The sequence below is a fragment of the Flavobacteriales bacterium genome (assembly GCA_016713875.1).
GTDB lineage: Bacteria > Bacteroidota > Bacteroidia > Flavobacteriales_F > PHOS-HE28 > PHOS-HE28.
Genome location: JADJOI010000003.1, coordinates 2,298,304 through 2,317,949 on the forward strand (window position 1 = coordinate 2,298,304; position 19,646 = coordinate 2,317,949).

14 protein-coding genes are annotated in these 19,646 nt (G+C 65.8%); 6 read left to right on the forward strand and 8 right to left on the reverse strand.

All coding sequences use genetic code 11. The annotated features are described in order from the left end of the window. Positions 1–104 precede the first annotated feature (104 nt). Together IPJ87_11355 and purS are read left to right on the forward strand one after the other, a co-directional pair. A complete protein-coding gene (locus tag IPJ87_11355; GenBank protein ID MBK7942449.1) occupies positions 105–902 on the forward strand; it encodes a CDP-alcohol phosphatidyltransferase family protein in 798 nt (265 codons plus the stop codon). Between the two features lie 94 nt (positions 903–996). Then, entirely contained in the window at positions 997–1,254 is a 258-nt protein-coding gene (purS, locus tag IPJ87_11360; GenBank protein ID MBK7942450.1) for a phosphoribosylformylglycinamidine synthase subunit PurS, read from the forward strand. 100 nt (positions 1,255–1,354) lie between these two features. On the opposite strand, the gene lptB is transcribed toward purS, so the two are convergent. From lptB to tatC, 3 genes are read right to left on the reverse strand one after another with little or no spacing between them, the layout of a single operon-like run. Next, on the reverse strand, positions 1,355–2,086 hold the full coding sequence (gene lptB / locus IPJ87_11365; GenBank protein MBK7942451.1) for an LPS export ABC transporter ATP-binding protein: 732 nt from the start codon (positions 2,084–2,086) through the stop codon (positions 1,355–1,357). Then, positions 2,083–4,578 carry a carboxypeptidase-like regulatory domain-containing protein gene (locus IPJ87_11370; GenBank protein ID MBK7942452.1) on the reverse strand — a complete coding sequence of 832 codons (2,496 nt, stop codon included), beginning with the start codon at positions 4,576–4,578 and terminating at the stop codon, positions 2,083–2,085. Before IPJ87_11370 ends, lptB begins: the two co-directional genes overlap by 4 nt. A 1-nt stretch (position 4,579) precedes the next feature. After that, positions 4,580–5,470: a twin-arginine translocase subunit TatC gene (gene tatC, locus IPJ87_11375; protein ID MBK7942453.1), complete on the reverse strand. Its 891-nt coding sequence runs from the start codon at positions 5,468–5,470 to the stop codon at positions 4,580–4,582. Positions 5,471–5,627: 157 nt separating this feature from the next. Here tatC and recQ point away from each other — a divergent pair, with 157 nt between their 5' ends. Both recQ and IPJ87_11385 read left to right on the forward strand, forming a co-directional pair. After that, entirely contained in the window at positions 5,628–7,808 is a 2,181-nt protein-coding gene (gene recQ / locus IPJ87_11380; GenBank protein ID MBK7942454.1) for a DNA helicase RecQ, read from the forward strand. Positions 7,809–7,858: 50 nt separating this feature from the next. Continuing rightward, positions 7,859–8,194: a hypothetical protein gene (locus IPJ87_11385; protein MBK7942455.1), complete on the forward strand. Its 336-nt coding sequence runs from the start codon at positions 7,859–7,861 to the stop codon at positions 8,192–8,194. A 3-nt stretch (positions 8,195–8,197) separates the two neighbouring features. Here IPJ87_11385 and IPJ87_11390 read toward each other — a convergent pair whose 3' ends face one another. The 3 genes from IPJ87_11390 to IPJ87_11400 all read right to left on the reverse strand — a co-directional run bounded on the left by IPJ87_11390 (position 8,198) and on the right by IPJ87_11400 (position 13,026). Further along, positions 8,198–9,340: an amidohydrolase gene (locus tag IPJ87_11390; protein ID MBK7942456.1), complete on the reverse strand. Its 1,143-nt coding sequence runs from the start codon at positions 9,338–9,340 to the stop codon at positions 8,198–8,200. Between the two features lie 62 nt (positions 9,341–9,402). Beyond that, the gene (locus tag IPJ87_11395) at positions 9,403–9,771 is read right to left on the reverse strand and encodes a sulfite exporter TauE/SafE family protein (protein MBK7942457.1); all 369 of its coding nucleotides are present in this window, start codon (positions 9,769–9,771) and stop codon (positions 9,403–9,405) included. A 3-nt stretch (positions 9,772–9,774) separates the two neighbouring features. Continuing rightward, a complete protein-coding gene (locus tag IPJ87_11400) occupies positions 9,775–13,026 on the reverse strand; it encodes a PD40 domain-containing protein (protein ID MBK7942458.1) in 3,252 nt (1,083 codons plus the stop codon). 71 nt (positions 13,027–13,097) lie between these two features. Between IPJ87_11400 and IPJ87_11405 the strand changes: the two genes are divergently transcribed. Further along, entirely contained in the window at positions 13,098–13,748 is a 651-nt protein-coding gene (locus IPJ87_11405) for an MBL fold metallo-hydrolase (protein MBK7942459.1), read from the forward strand. Between the two features lie 103 nt (positions 13,749–13,851). Here IPJ87_11405 and IPJ87_11410 read toward each other — a convergent pair whose 3' ends face one another. Beyond that, on the reverse strand, positions 13,852–14,718 hold the full coding sequence (locus tag IPJ87_11410) for a hypothetical protein (GenBank protein ID MBK7942460.1): 867 nt from the start codon (positions 14,716–14,718) through the stop codon (positions 13,852–13,854). Positions 14,719–14,826: 108 nt separating this feature from the next. Between IPJ87_11410 and IPJ87_11415 the strand changes: the two genes are divergently transcribed. Next, on the forward strand, positions 14,827–18,198 hold the full coding sequence (locus IPJ87_11415) for a VCBS repeat-containing protein (protein MBK7942461.1): 3,372 nt from the start codon (positions 14,827–14,829) through the stop codon (positions 18,196–18,198). Here IPJ87_11415 and IPJ87_11420 read toward each other — a convergent pair. After that, positions 18,195–19,547: an FAD-dependent monooxygenase gene (locus tag IPJ87_11420; protein ID MBK7942462.1), complete on the reverse strand. Its 1,353-nt coding sequence runs from the start codon at positions 19,545–19,547 to the stop codon at positions 18,195–18,197. The genes IPJ87_11415 and IPJ87_11420 overlap by 4 nt on opposite strands. Between the last annotated feature and the right edge of the window lie 99 nt (positions 19,548–19,646).

A 19,646-nucleotide genomic window follows, 5' to 3' on the forward strand; every position in this document is an offset into this window, starting at 1 on the left:
TGGTTGACGCAGCTTAGAACAGAAGGTGGCCTGCTTTATTGCCCCGAAATTATCCCAATTTCGGCCCGGGACGGTGCCTTCCGGGACCGCCCGCCCGAACCTCCATGGCACGGCTGCCGCGGCTTCCCGACCTGCTCACGACCGCGAACCTAGCCTGTGGCGTGGCGTCCATCCTGCTGGCCTCCCAAGGAGAGCTAACAGCGGCGTGTTGGCTGGTGTTCGTTGCGGCCGTGTTCGATGTGTTCGATGGCCCGGCGGCCCGGGCCCTGGGCGGGGGCTCGCCGCTGGGCGCCCAGCTGGACAGCCTGGCGGACCTGGTGAGCTTCGGGGTGGCACCGGCGTTCGCGTTGTTCACGACCGCATCGGTCCTTTCGGATCCGGGAAGCGTGAACATGGTCCATCCCCGTCTCTCAACTCTACTTGCATCGGTGGATGGCTCGCCCTGGCCGCTGTTCGCCACCGCCATCGTGCTGGTCATCGCCTCGTGCTGGCGCCTGGCCAAGTTCAACTTGGACACCCGTCAGACGAGTGGCTTCCTCGGGCTCCCCACGCCATCGAACGGGCTTTTCTGGGTCTCGATGACACTCGGATCGACCGGTGCCGCGGTGCATCCGGGTCCCGGCCACGACCAGCTCATCGCGACCGCCCGTTCGCTGCTCAGCAGTCCGTTCGCCCTGCTGGCGGTGGCGCTCGTGCTTTCCGGCCTCATGCTCTCCGAGCTCCCCCTCCCCTCTCTGAAGTTCAAGCACTTCCGCTGGCGGGGCAACGAGGTGGTCTACCTGTTGGGGGGCATCGGGGCGGTGTTGGCGGTGCTGTACGGCATCCTGGCCGTGCCGCTGCTCCTGGTGCTGTACCTCCTCAGCCCGGTGTGGGGGCGGCTGTTCGCCAAGGTGGGGCAGTGAACGATGTGGACGGGCATGGTCGCACCCCATTGGTCGGCCCAGTGGGTCGACGCTACTGGCGCGCGGGAAACGCTGTCGTTCCCATCTTTGCCCCATGAAGACCTTCCGCGCCGCGATCGACGTGATGCCCCACGACAACCTGTTGGACCCGCAGGGGAAGGCCGTGAGCGGGGCGATGCCCAACCTGGGCCTGCCCGAGGTCACCGGCGTGCGCATCGGCAAGCACATCACGCTGCACGTGGAGGCCAAGGACAAGAAGGCCGCCGAGGCCAAGGTGGACGAGGCCTGCAAGAAGCTGCTGGCCAACCAGATCATGGAGAAGTACTGCTTCTCGATCGAAGAGCTGGCCTAGCAGGTACCGTGAAGGGGGCCCCAGGCACCCGTAGCGTCGACCCATGGGGTCGACCGATCGGATCCGTCCAGGCCGGTCCGGTACACTGCGGCAGCATGCGCTACACCTTCCGCCGCAGCTCGAAGTTCTTCCCCAGGTAGACCTTGCGCACGGTCTCGTCGGCCGCCAGTTCCTCGGCCGTGCCCTGCTTCAGGATCTTTCCCTCGAAGAGCAGGTAGGCGCGGTCGGTGATGCTGAGGGTCTCCTGCACGTTGTGGTCGGTGATGAGCACGCCGATGTTCTTGCGCTTGAGCTTGCTGACGATGCCCTGGATGTCCTCCACCGCGATGGGGTCCACGCCGGCGAAGGGCTCGTCGAGCAGGATGAACTTGGGCTCGGTGGCCAGGGCGCGGGCGATCTCGGTGCGGCGGCGCTCCCCCCCGCTCAGCACATCGCCGCGGTTGGTGCGCACGTGCTGCAGGCTGAACTCGTTGAGCAGCTCCTCGAGCCGCCGTTCCTGCTCGGGGCGCGGCTTGCCGGTCATCTCCAGGATGGCCAGGATGTTGTCCTCCACGCTGAGCTTGCGGAACACGCTGGCCTCCTGCGGCAGGTAGCCGATGCCCAGCTGCGCGCGCTTGTACATCGGCAGGTCGGTGATGTCGTGGTCCTCCAGCCGGATGCGGCCGCTGTTGGGCTTGATGAGGCCCGTGATCATGTAGAAGGTGGTGGTCTTGCCCGCCCCGTTGGGCCCCAGCAGCCCCACGATCTCGCCCTGGGCGACCTGCACGCTGACGCCGCCCACCACGGTGCGCCGCTTGTAGCGTTTCACAAGGTCGTCGGCACGCAGCATCAGAAGTCGAAGCGGAACTTCAAACGTATGGCGAAGAGCCCGATGTTGGGGTGGTCCTGGTAGGTGAGGCGCCACACGCCGTCGATGCGGATCACGTTCAGGATGTTCTCGATGCCGGCGCTGGCCTCCACGAAGGGGCCGTCGTACAGGCTGTACATGCCGGGCAGCAGCAGCATCTCCTCGCTGTGCTTTCCGTCGAGGTCGCCGATCACGGCCTTGCCGGACACCACTTCGCGCAGCTTGAGCTTGCGCAGCAGCGGCACCTTGTTCAGGAAGAAGCCCTCGAAGTGGTGCTCCAGCTTCAGGCTCACGTACCGGTCGCTGATGAACTCGAAGAAGTTCATCGTGTTGAAGGCGTCATCGTAGTAGTAGAAGGTCTCGTTGCCCGTGTGCAGGATGAGCAGCGGATAGGGGAGTGTGCCCCAGATGCGTCCGCCTTCAAGCCGGTAGCGGGACCAGCCGATGGCCCCCAGCTGCACCCGCTGGTCGATGCGGGCGATGGTCTTGTAGTACTCGTATTCGCTGCCGAAGACCCCGGGGATGCCGACCGCTCCGTAGAACTCGACGATGGGCTTGAAGGTGCCGAGGCTCACCCGGCGGAAATCGCCGCTCACGTATTTCTCGCCCCAGGCGAAGCGGGTGTTGAGGGCCACCTCGAGGCTGGTGATGCTGGGCACCTCGGTGAGGGCGAAGCCGTCGTCGAAGGAAGGCCGGAGGTAGCGCAGGTCGCCGCGGGGGAAGAGGTTGCGGTGCCGGATGGTGAGCTGGTGGTTGAGGCCGGTGAAGGGTTCCAGCTCATAGAAGAAGCGCAGCTCGTCGACCAGGGTCAGCTTGTTGGCGGGGTTGCGGCGGAAGGTGCTGCTGAGCACGTTGTCCGAGCGGAAGGCGCTCTGGCTTTGGCCCAGCTGCTCGATGTCGTGGCGCAGGTACAGGCCGGTGAGCTGGCGCGGCTGTTTGGTGATGAAGGTCTGGCCGCCCACCATGCCCTTCAACGAGCGGTCCAGCAGGCCGTAGGCGGCGTAGCCCTCCAGCTCGGTGCGGCGGCTCCAGTCGTTGCTGGTGCGCAGGCCCGCGCGCAGGCGGGTGCCCTCCACCTCGTTGAAGCTGTAGATCGTGTAATACGGTCCGTACTCGAGCGGGCCGACCGGGTAGTAGCCCGTGACGAGCATGTTCACGAGGTCCACGAAGGTGCGGAAGCGCGGGATGGTCTGGATGGTGTCCACCATCTCGTAGATGGTGCTCTCCCTTTCGTTCAGCGGTTCGTGGCGGCGCCCCTCCCAGTAGTCGGGCGCGCGGGACGCGCTGTCGGCTTGCATGCGCACCAGTTCGGCCCCGTCGTAGAAGGCCGGGTCGGCCGGTTCGTTGATGCTGAAATCGCGGTAGGTGGCGGTGCGGCGGCCATAGAAGCCCTTGGTGCGGCGGCGGAAGATGCTCAGGTCCACCACGAGCGCGTCGCGGGTGAGCATCCACACCTCGTTCTTCACGGGCTCGTACTGCTGCTCCACCCAGAAGCCCTGCACGAAGTTGAGGTTGATGGCCTCCGGGAATCCGGCCTGGATGCGCTTCACCGCATAGGCCGTGTCCGCGATCCACATCTCCCCATCGAAGGCGAGCTCGCTCTTGCGCTTGGGATGGAACTCGAGCCGGTAGCACCAGTTGGTGCCCACCCAGGCGCTGTCCGTGAGGTAGTAATCGTAGAAGAGCCGTCCCCCGTCGGCGATGGGGCTGATGAAGTTCTTTCCGAAGAGCACCAGGAAGTTCTCGTAGATGTTGACGTTCTGGTACATGTCGCCCATCAGCTGCGAGATGCTCTGGTTCTGGATGCCGCTCTGCTTGGTGGCGCGGATCACCTCGCGTTTGGCACGGGGCTGCTGGCGGTAGTGCACATCACTGATCGACTCGCTGATGAAGATGGGCAGGTAGGGCTTGGCGGCCGAGCTGTCCATGTTGTCGAACACGAAGCGGAACGGCTTCCACAGCTTGTTCTCCACGAACCTCCGGGTAAGGTTGTTGACGTCGAACTCCACCTTGTTGTAGGTCTCGTGGCTGTAGTAGGCGAGCTTCTCGCGGTTGTTGGCGGGCTTGTTGGCCACCACGCGGTCCAGGATCTCGAAGGCGGGATTGCGCTCCTGGCGACGGATGGTCACCTCCTGCAGCTCGGCCGTACCGGAGGCCAGGGCGAAGTCGATGCGCTGGTCCCTGTCGCGGCGCACACCCCGGGTCTGTGCGGCGTAGCCCAGCATGCTGGCGCGGAGCGAGTCGGTGGCGTAATACGTATCGAGGGCATAGCGCCCGTCCATGTCCGTGGTGGTGGCCACGCGGCTGTTGACGAAGCCCACGTTGACGAAGGGCAGCGGCTCGTCGGTGCGGGCATCGGTGACCGTGCCGGAGACGCGGGTGGTCTGGGCGGCGGCCACGGCGGTCCAGAGCAGCAGAAGGACGACCACGGCCCGGTGGGACCGGCGCAGGTCGTGACGGAGCGCCTTCACCGGCATCTCAACGCGCTTGGGCGATGGGGGTTCGGGGCTTCTCGGCGGCCAGGGCCTGGCGCTCTACCCGGGCGGCCAGCAGGATGCTCACCTCATAAAGCGCCAGCAGCGGCAGGCTCACCAGGATCTGACTGGTCACGTCGGGCGGCGTGATCACGGCGGCCACCACCAGGATGCCCACAAAGGCATGACGCCTGTAGGTGCGCATGACGGCGGCGCTCATGAGCCCGAGGCGGGCCAGCATCAGCACGGCCAGGGGCAGCTGGAACATGACCCCGGTCCACAGCGGCACGGAGGTCATGGTGCCGATGAAGCTGTCCAGGGCGATGGTGTTGCGCACGGCCTCGCTCACCTTGTAGCCGCCCAGGAACTGGATGCTCATGGGGGCGATGACGTAGTAGCCGAAGGTCACGCCGAGCAGGAAGAGCAGACCGGCGAAGACGACGGCCGACCGGGCGGCCCGGCGCTCCCGTTCGTTGAGGCCCGGGGCGATGAAGCGCCAGACCTCCCAGAGCACATAGGGAGAGGCGGCCACCAGGCCGGCCACGAAGCTCACCTTCAGGTGGGTGAGGAACTGGCCGCTCATGCTGATGTTCTGCAGCTCGAAGCCCAGGTCGCGGATGCAGAGCGCGTCGCCGAGGCCTAGGCGCTGGCTGAGCGCACAGAGGGCGCGGTAGGTGATGAAGCCGGGGTCGCGCGGGGCCAGGATGATCGTGTCGAAGACCAGTTCCTTCCAGAAGAAGGCCACCAGCATGGCCGCCAGGATCACCACGGCGCTGCGCATCAGCGTCCACCGGAGCTCCTCCAGGTGCTCCAGGAAGGTCATTTCCTTGTTGGCCACGGTGATCGGCGCCCTTTTCGACGAAGGGGCAAAGATAGCCGGGGGTCGGAGGGGCATCCGCGGAGGCGCGTCGATCCTTCAACAGCGGAGCCGGCAACAGAAGGAAGCCCTCCGGCGTTGAAGCGGACGGCTGTGCACCGGCAGCTCGTGATCCGGAAAGTTGCCATACCTTAGAGAGCGCCGGAGCACGGCATAGAAGCGTACAGAACTCGTGATGATCAACGTCGACCTGACCCCTCGGGAAGCCCTCGAGCAATTCTTCGGATTCAGCACCTTCAAAGGCACTCAGGAGGCCGTCATCCAGAGCGTGCTGGAAGGCCGCAACACCTTCGTGATCATGCCCACGGGCGGGGGCAAGAGCCTCTGCTACCAGTTGCCCGCCCTGATGAGCGAGGGCACGGCCATCGTCGTCAGCCCGCTCATCGCCCTGATGAAGAACCAGGTGGATGCCATCCGCAGCTTCAGCTCGGAGAGCGGCGTGGCCCACTTCCTCAACAGTTCGCTGACCCGGAACGAGTCGCTGCGGGTGAAGAAGGACATCAAGGACGGGCGCACGAAGCTCCTCTACGTGGCGCCGGAGAGCCTCACCAAGAAGGAGAACATCGAGTTCCTCAGCGACATCCGCATCAGCTTCTTCGCCATCGACGAGGCCCACTGCATCAGCGAGTGGGGCCATGACTTCCGCCCCGAATACCGGCGGCTGCGCACCATCTTCGACGAGATCAAGCGGGTGCCGGTGATCGCGCTGACAGCCACGGCCACCGAGAAGGTCCAGGAGGACATCCTGAAGAACCTGGACATCCCCGATGCGGTGGTGTACAAGTCCAGCTTCAACCGGCCCAACCTGTACTACGAGGTGCGCCCCAAGCAGATGGTGGCGCGGGAGATCATCCGCTTCGTGAAACAGCACGAGGGCCGCAGCGGTATCATCTACTGCCTGAGCCGCAAGAAGGTGGAGGAGATCGCCCAGTTGCTGGTGGTGAACGGCATCAAGGCCCTGCCCTACCACGCCGGGATGGACGCCGGCCAGCGGGCCGACCACCAGGACCAGTTCCTGATGGAGAAGGTGGACGTGATCGTGGCCACGATCGCCTTCGGCATGGGCATCGACAAGCCCGACGTGCGCTTCGTGATCCACCACGACATCCCCAAGAGCCTGGAGAGCTACTACCAGGAGACCGGCCGTGGCGGCCGCGATGGCGGAGAGGGCAAGTGCGTCGCCTTCTACAGCTACAAGGACATCGAGAAGCTGGAGAAGTTCCTGCAGGGCAAGCCCGTGGCCGAGCAGGAGATCGGCAAGCAGCTGCTGCAGGACACGGTGAGCTACGCCGAGACCAGCATGTGCCGGCGCAAGTTCCTGTTGCACTACTTCGGCGAACAGCTCGAGAGCGACAACTGCGGCAGCTGCGACAACTGCCTGAACCCGCGCGAGGGCTTCGATGCGACCGAGGACCTGGGCGTGCTGCTCGAGGCGGTGAAGGAAAGCAAGGAGCGGCACCGGGCCAAGTTCATCTGCGACCTGCTCACCGGCACCGAGAGCGCGGAGATGAAGACCTACAAGGGCTCCGGCATGGAGAGCTACGGCCGGGGCAGCGACCACGACGCGCATCACTGGCTGGCCATCGTGCGGCAGGCCGTGGTGGGCGGCTTCCTGCACAAGGACATCGAGACCTACGGCATCCTCACCCTCACCGACCAGGCGAAGAAGTTCCTGAAGAAGCCCTGGAAGGTGGAGTTCGTGAAGGAGCGGGACTACAGCGACTTCGACGAGGGGGACGAGCCCGAGGGCAAGGGCGGCGCAGCTGCGGACGAGAAGCTCATGGCCATGCTGAAGGACCTGCGCCGCAGCCAGGCGCAGAAGCTCAAGCTGCAGCCGTGGGTGCTCTTCGGCGACCCCTCCCTGGAGGAGATGACGATGCGCTACCCGGTGACCATCGAGGAGCTCACCCAGATCACCGGCGTGGGGCCCGGCAAGGCGCAGAAATACGGCAAGCCCTTCGTGGAGCTGATCAAGCGGTACGTGGAGGAGAACGAGATCGAGCGCGCCGAGGAGGTGGTGGTGCGCAGCGTGGTGAACAAGAGCGGCAACAAGGTCCACATCATCCAGAACATCGACAAGCGGCTGTCGCTGACCAGCATCGCGCGCAGCCGCAACCTCAGCCTGGCGGACCTCATCTCCGAACTGGAGAGCATCGTGATGAGCGGAACCCGCCTGGACATCAGCTACCACCTTGACGAGAGCATGGACCCCGACCTCCAGGAGGAGATCATGGACTACTTCCGCGAGGCCGAGAACGACAGCCTGGAGGCCATGCTGGAGGAGTTCGGGCGCGATGTCAGCGAGGAGGACCTGCGGCTCATGCGCATCCGCTTCCTCAGCGAGGTGGCGAATTAAGGTCGATCGGCCTTCCAGCCCGTTCCGAACGCGGATCACGACGCTCGACCATGAGCCCCGCCGACCTCACCCTCGTCGCCCGCCACGCGGTGAAGCTGCTCGTGGAGCGGCGCTTCGCGGAGCTGGAGCAGGCCACGGGCGGGGTGCGCCTGAGCGTGGACGACATGGAGGCCGCCGTCGATGACATGGGCGCCACACTGGCGATGCCGCCCGAGAGCGTGTGGCGTGAGCTGCGTCCCCGGCCCGTGCGGAACCGGCCCGGGGCCTTCGAGCTCTCCATCCCGCTCTGGACGGCACGCGGCCGCACGCCGCACACGGTGGAGCTCACCGTTCACAGCGCGAACGGCCGTCCGGTGATCGAGGTGGATGACCTCATCGTGGGCTGAGGATCACTGCAGCTCGTTCAGCGCACCCGCCATCATCATCGCCGCTCCCAGCATCATCGCGTCCTCATCGATGTCGAAGGCCGCGGTGTGCAGTCCGCTCTGCGTGCCGGGCTTCCTGGGATCGCCGGTGCCGAGCCGGAAGAAGCAGCCGGGCATCACGTGCGTGTAGTAGGCGAAGTCCTCGGCGCCCATGCGGATGTCCATGTCCACCACGTTGTCCGCGCCCACCAGTTCCACGGCCACGTCCCGCATCCGAGCAGTGAGCGCCGGGTCGTTCTTCACCACGGGCGAGCCCTTCACGATCCGCAGCTCCGCCTCCCCGCCCATGTCCTTCGCCACACCCGTGCACACGCGCGGCAACAGGTCATGGAGCATGGACCGCAGCTCCTCGTTGAAGGTGCGCAGGGTGCCGTCCAGGCGCGCCTCGTCCGGAACGATGTTGGTGGCGCCCTGGGCGAGGAATCGACCGAAGCTCATCAGCATGGGCTCGCCGGCCGGCTTCGCGCGTTCGGCCGCCTCGTACAGCACGGGAAGAAGGCGGGCGGCGATGAGGATCGGGTCCACGAGCTCGGCGCGCTTGGCGGCATGTCCGCCACGGCCACGCACGGTGAGGTAGAGCTCGTCGGCGGCGGCCATGAAGGGACCGCTGCGGAAACCGAGCTTGCCCGAGGCCAGTTCCGGGGTGACGTGCTGCCCCAGGATGCCCGTTGGTGTGGGATCCGTGAGGGCCCCTTCCTTCACGAAAAGGCTGGCCCCGCCGGGCTCCTTCTCCTCGCCGGGCTGGAACACGAGCATCACGGTGCCGCTCCAGGCCTCACGCATGCGGTGCAGCGCGAGGCCCGCTGCGAGCACCATGGCGGTGTGCGCGTCATGCCCGCAGGCGTGCATCACGCCCGGGTTGAGCGAACGATAGCCGTCCTTGCCCACCTCCTGGATCGGCAGGGCGTCCATGTCGGCGCGCAGGGCGAAACAGCGGTCGGACGGGGAGCGGGACCCGGTGACGAGGGCGATGAGGCCCGTGCCGGCCGGCCGGTCCGGATGGCGGGCGAGCCCTTCGCGCACGATGAGACCTTCGGCCTTCAGAACAGAGGCGACGTAGGCGGCGGTGGCCTCCTCGTGGAAGGCGAGCTCGGGGTGCTGATGCATCCACCTGCGCCACTGCACAGGCCGGTCCCCCAGGGCCTCCAGTTCCTTCCGGATGCGTGCGATCACTTGCCGAGGATGAGCTTGAGGGCGGCCACCAACATCACCAGGCCGAAGACACGCTTGACGGCATCGGCGGGGATGCTAAGGGCCATGCGGCTGCCGAGGTATCCGCCCAGCACGAAGGCCCCGGCGATGAGGCCCACGGCGCGTAGGTCGAGCGGGTGCTGGCGGTGGTAGTTCCAGGCGGCGATGGCCACCACGGGCAGCACCAGAACGGCCAGGCTGGTGCCCTGGGCCTGATGCTGGCCGTAGCCCATGAGCCACACCAGGGCAGGCACCATGATGATGCCTCCGCCCACGCCGACGAAGCCGCTGAGCATGCCGGCCAGCAGGCCGATGAGCAGGAGCAGACCGACGGCCGTGGCGGACATGGGTCAGATATCGAGGCTGAGGGAGAGGTGGAACACGGGTTTCAACACGCGGCCGTCATCCACGCCCCAACCCCAATCCGCACGGACGAAGTAGCCGAGCAAGCGGGCACGCAGGCCCGCGCCATAGCTGCCTACGATGGGTTCCCGCTGGTTCTTGATGGTGATGAGCAACGGGTTGCTGTCGATCACCTGCTGGTTGAAGGTGTTCTCCTCGCTGTAGGGATCGGGGCCGGTCCATGCCACGCCCAGATCGCCGAAGGCCACGATCTGGAAGTTCTGGAGGAAGTCCGACCGCATGGGCCGGTTGACGAGGTAGCGGAAGATCGGCCAGCGGATCTCCGTGTTGAGCACCCCGAAGGAAGTGCCATTACGCGCATTGAAGTAGAAGCCCCGCATCGGCGTCGCGTTGCTCTGGTAGAAGTAGTTCTGGTCGAAGTCGATGGGGATGCTGTTGTCCACGCGCGGGAAGAGCCAGTTGTCCACCCCGCCCAGGAAGTGGATGATGCGGCGGCTGCCCAGGCTGGTGGCACCGGCCAGGCGGTTCACCAGCACCAGGTCGCGATGGATGCGCAGGGAATGGCGTGCGTCCAGGCCGAGCACCTGCATGTCGCTGTTGCCCTCGTCCGGCTGGATGTAGTACTCACCGAAGACCTTGAACTTCCAGCCGGTGTAGAGGTTCAGCCCACGGGGCACCGAGCTGTCATACACATACTCCAGCTTGCCGCCGGCCATCTGGTCGTGGAAGTTGGGCTCCTGCAAGCTGAGCAGGTCGGTGCTCTGCAGCACGTAGCGGTCGTGGCGGTACAGAAGTGAGGCGCGCACGCTGGCCAGCTCGCTGAACGGCCAGCTCACCTGGTAGTTGGCCAGATGGGTCTGCACCTTCACCACCCCGAAGCGGGAAACGCCCTGCAGGGTCTGGCGCTGCACGGTGAACCGTTTGTCCAACCGGCGTTTGAGGTTGATGTAGGTCAGGAAGTAGTCGTTGTTGTTGAGGTCGAGCGCCAGGCGGAAGCCACCGATGATCTTGTGGTCCTCGAAGAGGTCGCTGATCCCCATCTGGATCATGCCGCTCAGGCCCGGGTTCAGGTTCTGCGCGCCGGTGAAGGGCTGGTAGAAGGCGGCGTTGTAGCTGTTGTCCACCTGGGTGAGCACCGCGTCGGTGGCGAAATTGACGTGGTAGTTGCGTTGCTCGGGGAACACCAGGGGCCGGTCCGCCAGGGTGTCCCCGGGGGCTGCGGCGGTGGGGTTGGCGGCGATGGTCTGGGGCAGCGCTTCCAACGGACGGGCGGGCGGCGGGGCGCTCTCATCGCTGAACTGGTAGTTATCCACGTTCACGGGTTCCCCGGCAGGACGCTGCACGCGTGGATCCACCTTCACCACCTGGTCCAGCGGATCGGTCAGGTCGCTCAGCGGTTCGCGACGATCGGGGCGGACACCGGACGGGGTCTCCTCACCCAAACCCGCCAACCCCGAACTGGTGCGGCCCATCCGCAGCCGATAGCGGCCGTTCTCGAACACGAGCTCGGCCAGGCGACCGTTGCGGGCGTGCACATCGTGCTCCAACACCGAGCGACGGCCCCGGGTGATCCGGTCGTTGACGGCGAAGTAGCGGTAATGGATGGTGGTGTCCACATGGCTCACCACACTGTCATACCGCACCCGGTAGCGGTCGCGGAGCCCCGAAGCATCACCCAGGTAGGTGAAGGCCACGCTGTCCAGGGGCATCGGGGCCGATTCATCGGCATAGGTGGTGCTTGTGAGCCGGCGCACGAGCGACGATCGGCCGGCGAGGTCGTAGAGGAAGATGTCCTTGTGCCCGTTCACCAGGGCCACTTCCGCGTTGGCCGGCTGGCTGCGCAGGGTGTCGTCCGTGCGGTCACTGGCGAACAGGATGCCGCGGCCGTCCAGGGTGAACGACGGTTCCAGGTCATCGAACTGGTCGTTGGTGAGCTGTTCCTGCCGGTTGCCGATGAGGTAGTAGAGGTACAGGTCCGTGCGTCCCTCCCGCACGGCACTGAACACCATGTTCTGACCATCGTGCGAATAGGCCATGGAGAGCAGTTTCTCAAGCATGAATACCGGCCGGGAGGAGGTCTTGCCGTCGTCCAGGGTATAGGTCTTCAGGTAGAGCTCACCCTTGCGCTCCACGGCGAAGCTGAGGGCGCGGCTGCCCGGATGCCAGGCCAGCACCGGATAGCTGCGGTCCACGATGCGGTTGAGCTTCTTCTCCCCCTTGGCGATGCGCCAGGTGCGCTGCTCGGACAGATCGCGGACGAAGACCTTGTACTGGCCCAGCTCGTTGGTGACCCAGGCGGCGTAGCGCCCGTTGGGGCTCAGCTTGAACTGTGACCACGTGGTGCGCTTGCGGTGGCGGATCGGCAGTTCCTCGAGCGTCAGCGCCTCGCGCATCTGTTCCTCCTTGGTGAACCGGTCCTTGTAATGGCCCAGGCAATCGATGGCGAGGTTCTTCAAGGGCACGCCGAGGACGTACATGAACCCGCTCTCCACGTTGCGGCTCACGCGGGTCATGTACAGGATGTTGGGGATGACGCCCTGGCCGTACACATCGGCCACGTAGGACCAAATGGCCTGGCCCATGAGCACGGCGTCCTCGCCTTCGAGCCTGTTGAAGCGGTCGAAGCGACCCGCGAGGATGCCATCCCGAAGCCGGCTCGCCTGCATCGCGTCCATCGGACCCGACACATGGGCCACCAGCCCCTTGGTGTACCACTCGGGCAGGTTCATCAGGGTGCTGTTCTTGAGCACCTCGCGCCAGTTGCCCCCGAACATCATCTGGTCCAGCATCACCTGGGCCACCCCGCTGCGCACCTGCTGATCCAGCCGCGCATGATCGCCCTCGAAGTACACGAAGACCTTGGTGCCCACGATCCGCGTGACGCCACCGATGTTGTACTGTTCATCACCGGTGATGCCGATGTTGCTCTGGCGGAAGTCCGACAGGGAGTTGTACACCACGAACTGCACCCGCTCGTCCAGGGCGATGTCCAACTGCTTCTCCAGGTCCTTCAGGTGCTTGTGACCGCTGAGGGAGACGTAGCGCGCCAGATCACGCCCGCCCTTGTAGAAGTAGGTCTCGAGCCGGTCGAACCGGTAGTACTGCCACAGGAACTCCTCGTGCTGGACCCGGTTCTTCCCGAACTCCTGCTGGGCGCCGTTGTAGAACTGGCCATGCGCTGAGGATGCCGCCAGCAGGGCGGATAGAGCGAGCAGTGTCGACCGGATGATCCTGAGCACAGCGATGAAGATAACTACATCCGGCCGCCCTTGTTCGGCGCGCCCTGCGCGAAGTTCAGGCTTTTCCGGGCATGCTGTATTGCGAACCGTTCGTCTGCAACCCCTTTCAGGAGAACACCTGGCTGCTTCATGATGGCCGGGAGGCGCTGTTGGTGGACCCGGGCTGCTGGAACACGACGGAGGAGCATCGGTTGGAGGCCTATGTAACGCAGCACGGCCTGCGTGTGGTGCGTTGCCTGAACACCCACGGCCATATCGACCATGTATTGGGGAATGCCTGGGCCCATCGCCGGTTCGGTCTGTTGCCGGAGATCCACATGGACGACTTGGAATTGCTGCGGCGGGCCCCGACGATCGGCCAGCTGTACGGCGTGCCTTGCGAGGCCTCGCCGGAACCCGTGGCCCACCTGGCGGACGGGGATGAGGTACGGCTCGGGGACCTTCGCTTCGAGGTGCTGCATGTGCCGGGCCACAGCCCCGGGCATGTGGTGCTGTACTGCCAAAAGGAGGGGCAGCTCGTGGGTGGCGACGTGCTCTTCCAAGGGAGCATCGGGCGCACGGATCTGCCCGGGGGCGACCGGGAGCAGCTGCTGCACAGCATCCGCACCCGGATGCTGGTGCTGGGCGATGCGGTGGTGGTGCATAGTGGCCATGGCCCGGACACCACGATCGGTGCCGAACGGCGCGGCAATCCCTTCCTTCAGCCTTCTTCGTTCCGGTGAGCCCCGCTGTTGGCCCGTGCAGTGTCGGCCGGCAGTGGCCTGGCCTTCGAATGTCCGCTTCATTGAGCCGCCACCGGCCTTGGGCGGGCAGGGCCTGCGCCGATCACGGGTGGTAGCTGTCCGGCTTGTACACCTTTTTCTTCCCTTCAAGCGCGTTGGGCTTGATGGCAGGTGGGCAGGCAAACCCCTTCGGGTACCGAAGGAACAGGAAACGGATGCTCAGGATGAGCGGGCGGTAGCGGCTGTTGAACCACTGTAGTTGACCAAAGCCCTTGTCCCCGGGCACCACGCTCACCACCGGGGTCTCCAGCGTGGGGATGATGAGCGATCGGCCGCGCGTGCGGAAGCCGTAGCCCACCTTAACGTGCGCCTGGCCGATGAACGACGGCGGAAGTTCCTGATCGGCCAGCACGAACGGATCGCCGGTGTAGCTGCGCGCACTGCCCACGTCAAGGTCGGCGTTCACACCCAGGCTCAGTTGGACGAACTGCCGGTCGGCCGTTTGGAAGAACTTGTTGGCGTTCACATGCACGCTGGCATAGTGGTCGCGGAAGCTGCCTGAACCGGGCAGCACCACGGAGGAGTCCGTTTCGTTCGGTCCGTACCGCAGCACGCCGATGTGGTCCTGGCGACCGTTCAAGCCTTTGTAGGCCAGGCCGAAGTCCCAGTGGTCCAGGATCACCGGATCACGGGTCGCATGGAACCAGCCCACCTCCACATAGGGTCCGAAGCGTCCGTTGGGATCGAAGGTGGCCGTGTAGGTGGTGTCGGCGTTGCGGAACAGTTCGCGTTCCTCGTCGCCGAAGCGGGCCAGGGTGTAGGTGGCGCCGAGGCCGAAGTACAGCCCCCCTCGGCGCATCTTGCCATCCGTGGGGATGATCTCCGGCCGCTTGCGCTCGAACAGCCGTTGAGCGTGCAGCTGCGCGGGCAGGAGCAGGAGGAGCAGCAGGCCGGCGAACGGATGACGCATGGAACGAAGGTCGGTGTCCATGCACGTCCAACGTGGTGACCCGAGGACAACGTATGAACGATCCCCCGTGGGTGCGGCCACCTATCTTGGGCCAACGAACCCCGTCCCATGGCCTTGCGTCCCGTCGCTGTTCCGCTTTCCACCGTCCTCCTGCTGCAGACGCTTCCCGTGATCACCGGTTGCGGTGGCCAGGGATCCGGTGCCATGGAAGGTACGGCCGGCGACAGCGCAGCGGCACCCCGGTTCGTGGTGCTCCCTGGCGACAGCACGGGGCTCACCCTCCGCAACGACCTGCGCGAGTCGCCGGAGATGAACTACTTCGCCTATCCCTACCTCTACCACAGCGGCGGGGTGGCCATCGGCGACGTGGACGGCGACGGTCTGCCGGACGTATACCTCACCACCAACCGCAATGGCAGCCGGCTGTATCGGAACCTGGGCGGCCTACGCTTCGCGGACATCACCGACCAGGCCGGTGTCGGCACGGCCGACCGGTGGTGCACCGGGCCATCGATGGTGGACATCAATGGCGACGGCCATCTGGATATCCATGTATGCGTGGGCGGTCCACCCACCGGACCCGAGCGGCTGCGCGGCCTGGTGTTCGTGAACAACGGTAACGGGACCTTCACCGAACGGGCCGCGGAGCTGGGCCTCGCCCTGCCGATGCATGCCCTGCAGGCCTACCACGCGGACGTGGACGGCGACCTGGACCTGGACGTGTTCATCGTGGCCACGCGCACCGATTTCAAGAACAACACCAAGGTGGCGCGGTACAGCATCGGCCCGAGGTCCAACACCTCGCACCGCCTGCTGCTGAACGATGGCACCGGACGCTTTGAGGACCACACCGAGCAGGCCGGACTGTTAAGCCACGCCTGGGGCCTGAGCGCCGTGATCGGCGACCTCAACGGCGACGACCGGCGCGACATCTACGTGGCGCACGACTTTCTGGAGCCTGATGCCGTGAAGCTGAACGACGGCGGCGGACACTTCACGGAGGCCGGGACCCGCACCCTGCGGCACACCAGCATGTACAGCATGGGGGCCGACATGGCCGACATCAACAACGACGGGCTGGATGACCTGTACGTGTTGGACATGACCCCGCCGGAGCACCAGCGCAGCAAGCAGAACATGGCCAGCATGCGGCCCAGGCAGTTCTTCGGCATGGTGGCCCTGGGCTGGAACCACCAGTACATGGCCAATGTGCTGCAGCTGAACAACGGCGGTGGCAGCTACAGCGATATCGCGCACCTGGCCGGGGTGGACCGGACCGACTGGAGCTGGGCCCCGCTGATCGCCGATCTGGACAACGATGGCTGGAAGGACCTCTTCGTCACCAACGGTGTGTGGCGCGACATCACGAACAACGACTTCAAGAACAAGCTCGATGAACTGACGGCCACCCGCGGCAGCGACCTGCCCTTCAACGAGGTGATGGCCTTGATCCCCACCGAGCGACCGGAGAACTTCATGTTCCGCAACCGGGGCGACCTCACCTTCGAGAAGGCGATGGGGCCCTGGGGCTACCACCACAATAGCGTGAGCACGGGCGCGGCCTATGGCGACCTGGATGCGGATGGCGACCTGGACCTGGTGGTCTGCGATGTGGGCGAGGCACCGAAAGTGGTGCGGAACCTCACGCGCGAGCAGGGCGGCGGGGTCTGGATCCAGTTGGTGTTGAAGGGCTCTGCTCCCAACACCCAGGCCATCGGCACACGCGTCACGGTGCACAGCGGCGACCGCCGACAAGTGGTGGAACAGCGGTTTGAGCGCGGCTTCCAAGGCAGCATGGAGCCCCTCATCCACTTCGGCCTCGGTGCGGCGAAGGCGGACAGCCTGGTGATCGACTGGCCCGACGGTACCCGCAGCGTGCTTCGGGAGGTGGCGGAGAACGCCCGGACCATAGTGGACATGGCCAAGACACCGCGGGCAGCTCGACCGGGCCCATCGGACGAACGGCCCTACTTCACGGAGCAGGCCGTTGCGCTGGGGCTCGACCACCGGCATGTGGAGAGCAGCTTCGACGACTTCGCCACCGAGATCCTGCTGCCGCACCGGCAGAGCGACCACGGGCCCGCGCTGGCGATCGGCGATGTGGACGGCGATGGCCACGATGACGTCTTCGTGGGCGCGGCGGCGGGCAGCCCGGGGTGCCTCTACCTCCAGGGACGCGCAGGTCGGTTCCGCAAGGCGGGTCCCCAACCCTGGGCGGCGCACAGCCACCAGGAGCTCATCGGTGCGCTGTTCTTCGACGCCGACGGCGATGGCGACCTGGACCTGTACACCGCGGCAGGCAGCACCGAGGCGGGCCCCAGTGGAGCCGCCTACCAGGACCACCTGTACCGCAACGAGGGCGGTGGCACCTTCGCCGAGATACGGGATGCGCTGCCGGTGATGCCCGGTTCCACGCAACGTGTAGCGGCAGCGGACGTGGACGGCGACAAGGACCTGGACCTCTTCGTGGGCGGCCGCAACGAACCGGGCGCCTATCCCGCCGCACCACGGAGCTTCCTGCTGGTGAACGATGGCAGCGGCCGGTTCAGCGACGCCACCGCCGACCGCGCTCCCGTGCTCGACCGCGTGGGCATGGTGACCGATGCGCTCTTCCACGATCTCGACCACAACGGACATCCCGACCTGCTGCTGTGCGGCGAGTGGATGGCCGTGAGGCTTTTCCTCAACGACGGCAGCCGGTTCACCGACGGCACCGGACAGTGGCTGGACAGCACGCTGGTGGGCTGGTGGAACGACCTCGAACTGGCCGACCTGGACGGGGACGGTGACATGGACCTGCTGGCCGGCAACCACGGGCTCAACAACAAGTTCCACCCCAGCAAGGACAAACCGCTGGAGATCTACATGGACGATCTGGACGGAACGGGCACCAAGGACATCGTGCTCGCGAAGCACGGCGCGGGCGGTGCCTGCTTCCCGGTGCGTGGGCGCGAGTGCAGCAGCGAACAGATGCCGTTCCTGAAGGACCGGTTCGGCACCTACAAGGCCTTCTCCGAGGCGGACCTCGACGTGCTGTATGGCCGCGAGAAGCTGGCCAAGGCGCTGCACTACAGCGCCACGGAGTTCGCCACCCTGCTGTTCCGCAACGAGGGTGGGCGTTTCCGGGCGACGCCCCTGCCGAACGAGGCGCAGACGGCCCCCTGGCGCGGTACGGTGGTGATGGACGTGAACAGCGACGGCCACCTCGACCTTGTGGGCGCGGGCAACCGGTGGGGCGCCGAGGTGGAGACCAGCCGCTATGACGCGGGCAACGGTTGGGTCCTGCTGGGCGACGGCCGGCTCGGGTTCACCCCGATGCCCGGCCGGTCAAGCGGCTTCCGAGCAGAAGGGCATGCCTGTGCGGTGGCCCCGCTGCGGATCAATGGAAGCACCGCCGTGGTGGTGGCCAACGGCGATGGTCCGTTGCAGGTGTTCATGCACGGATCACGACCGCCTGCGGGCACCGTGGCCCTGCGCTAGATGCGCGGAACGGACTCCAACAGCTCCAGCGCCTTCTTTTCCACCGCCTCGCTCTCCCACTGCTCCTCGATGCGCGGCAGGGCGAGCACCTGCTCCATGATGCGGTCGTGGCGCAGGCCCTCGTTCCACGCGTCGGCATAGGCGATGTCGCTGAACTTCACCTGGCTGTAGAGCGGCAGCCACTTGTCCGGGTGCTTCGCCTGCAGGCGTCCTTCGATCTTCTTGCGCAGGATGAACCGGGGGTCGGCCACCAGGTCGCGCATCTCCACGAAGTTGCGCAGGCTGAGGTCGGCGATGGCGTCGCCATTGGGCTTGCGGGCCTTGTGGTAGGCATCGAGCACCGCGCCCCAATGGTCGTCGCCGTGCGCGTTCAGCAGGTCGTTCAGCACCTTGCAGTCCTCGTAGCCGGCGTTCATGCCTTCGCCATAGAAGGGCACGATGGCGTGGGCCGCATCGCCGATCAGGGCCACCTTGTCGCGGTGCGTCCACGGCGAGCAGCGGATGATGGCCAGGCTGCTCTGGGGGTTGCGGAAGTACTGCTCGGCCAGGTCGGGCAGCAAGGGGATCGCATCCTTGAAGTGCGCATCGAAGAATCGCAGGAGGTCCTGCTCGTCCTTGATGGTGTCGAAGGAGAACTCGCCCTCGTGCGGCATGAACAGGGTGCCGGTGAACCCGCCGTCCTGGTTGGCGAGGCCCATCATCATGAAGAGCCGGCGCGGCCAGATGTGCAGGCAGTTGGGGTCCATCCGCGGCGTGCCGTCGGCGTTGGGCGGAAAGGCGATCTCCTTGTAGTCGTGCTCGATGTAGGTCTGGCTGAAGGTGAACCGCCCCTTCATCATGGACTGGCGTACGGCGCTCGGAGCCCCGTCGGCGCCGAACACGACATCCGCCTTGATGCTCGCCACCGAACCGGTGATGTCGTTGCGGAAACTGCAGCGTGCATGGTCCAGGTCCACCTCCACGCACTGATGGTTGAAGTGCAGGTGCACGTTGGGCAGGGCCTCGGCCTCCGTGAGCAGCACCTTGTTGAGCTCCGCCCGGCTGACGCTGTGGATGGCCCGTCCATCGATGCTGTAGGGCAGTCGCGTGAGCCCGCCGTCGCGGTCGTGCGTCATCCGCGCGTGCACCGGCACCACGATGCGTTCCACCGCCTCGTGCACCCCCGCCGCCCGCAGGGCCGTCCAACCGCGGTGGCTCACCACCAGGTTGATGCTGCGCCCGGCGTACACGTTGGTCCGGCGCGGATCGCCCCGCCGCTCGAACACGTTGACCCGATGACCGCGCTTGGCGAGGAACACGGCCAGGAGGCTTCCGACCAATCCGCCGCCGACGATGGTGATGTTCTTCATTGAATTCGTGAATGGCGAATGGTCAATGGTGAATGGGCGTTGCAAGTAGCGAATGGCGAATGGTCCTTGGTGAGTGGGGCGTGCCGGAGCGATGAGCAG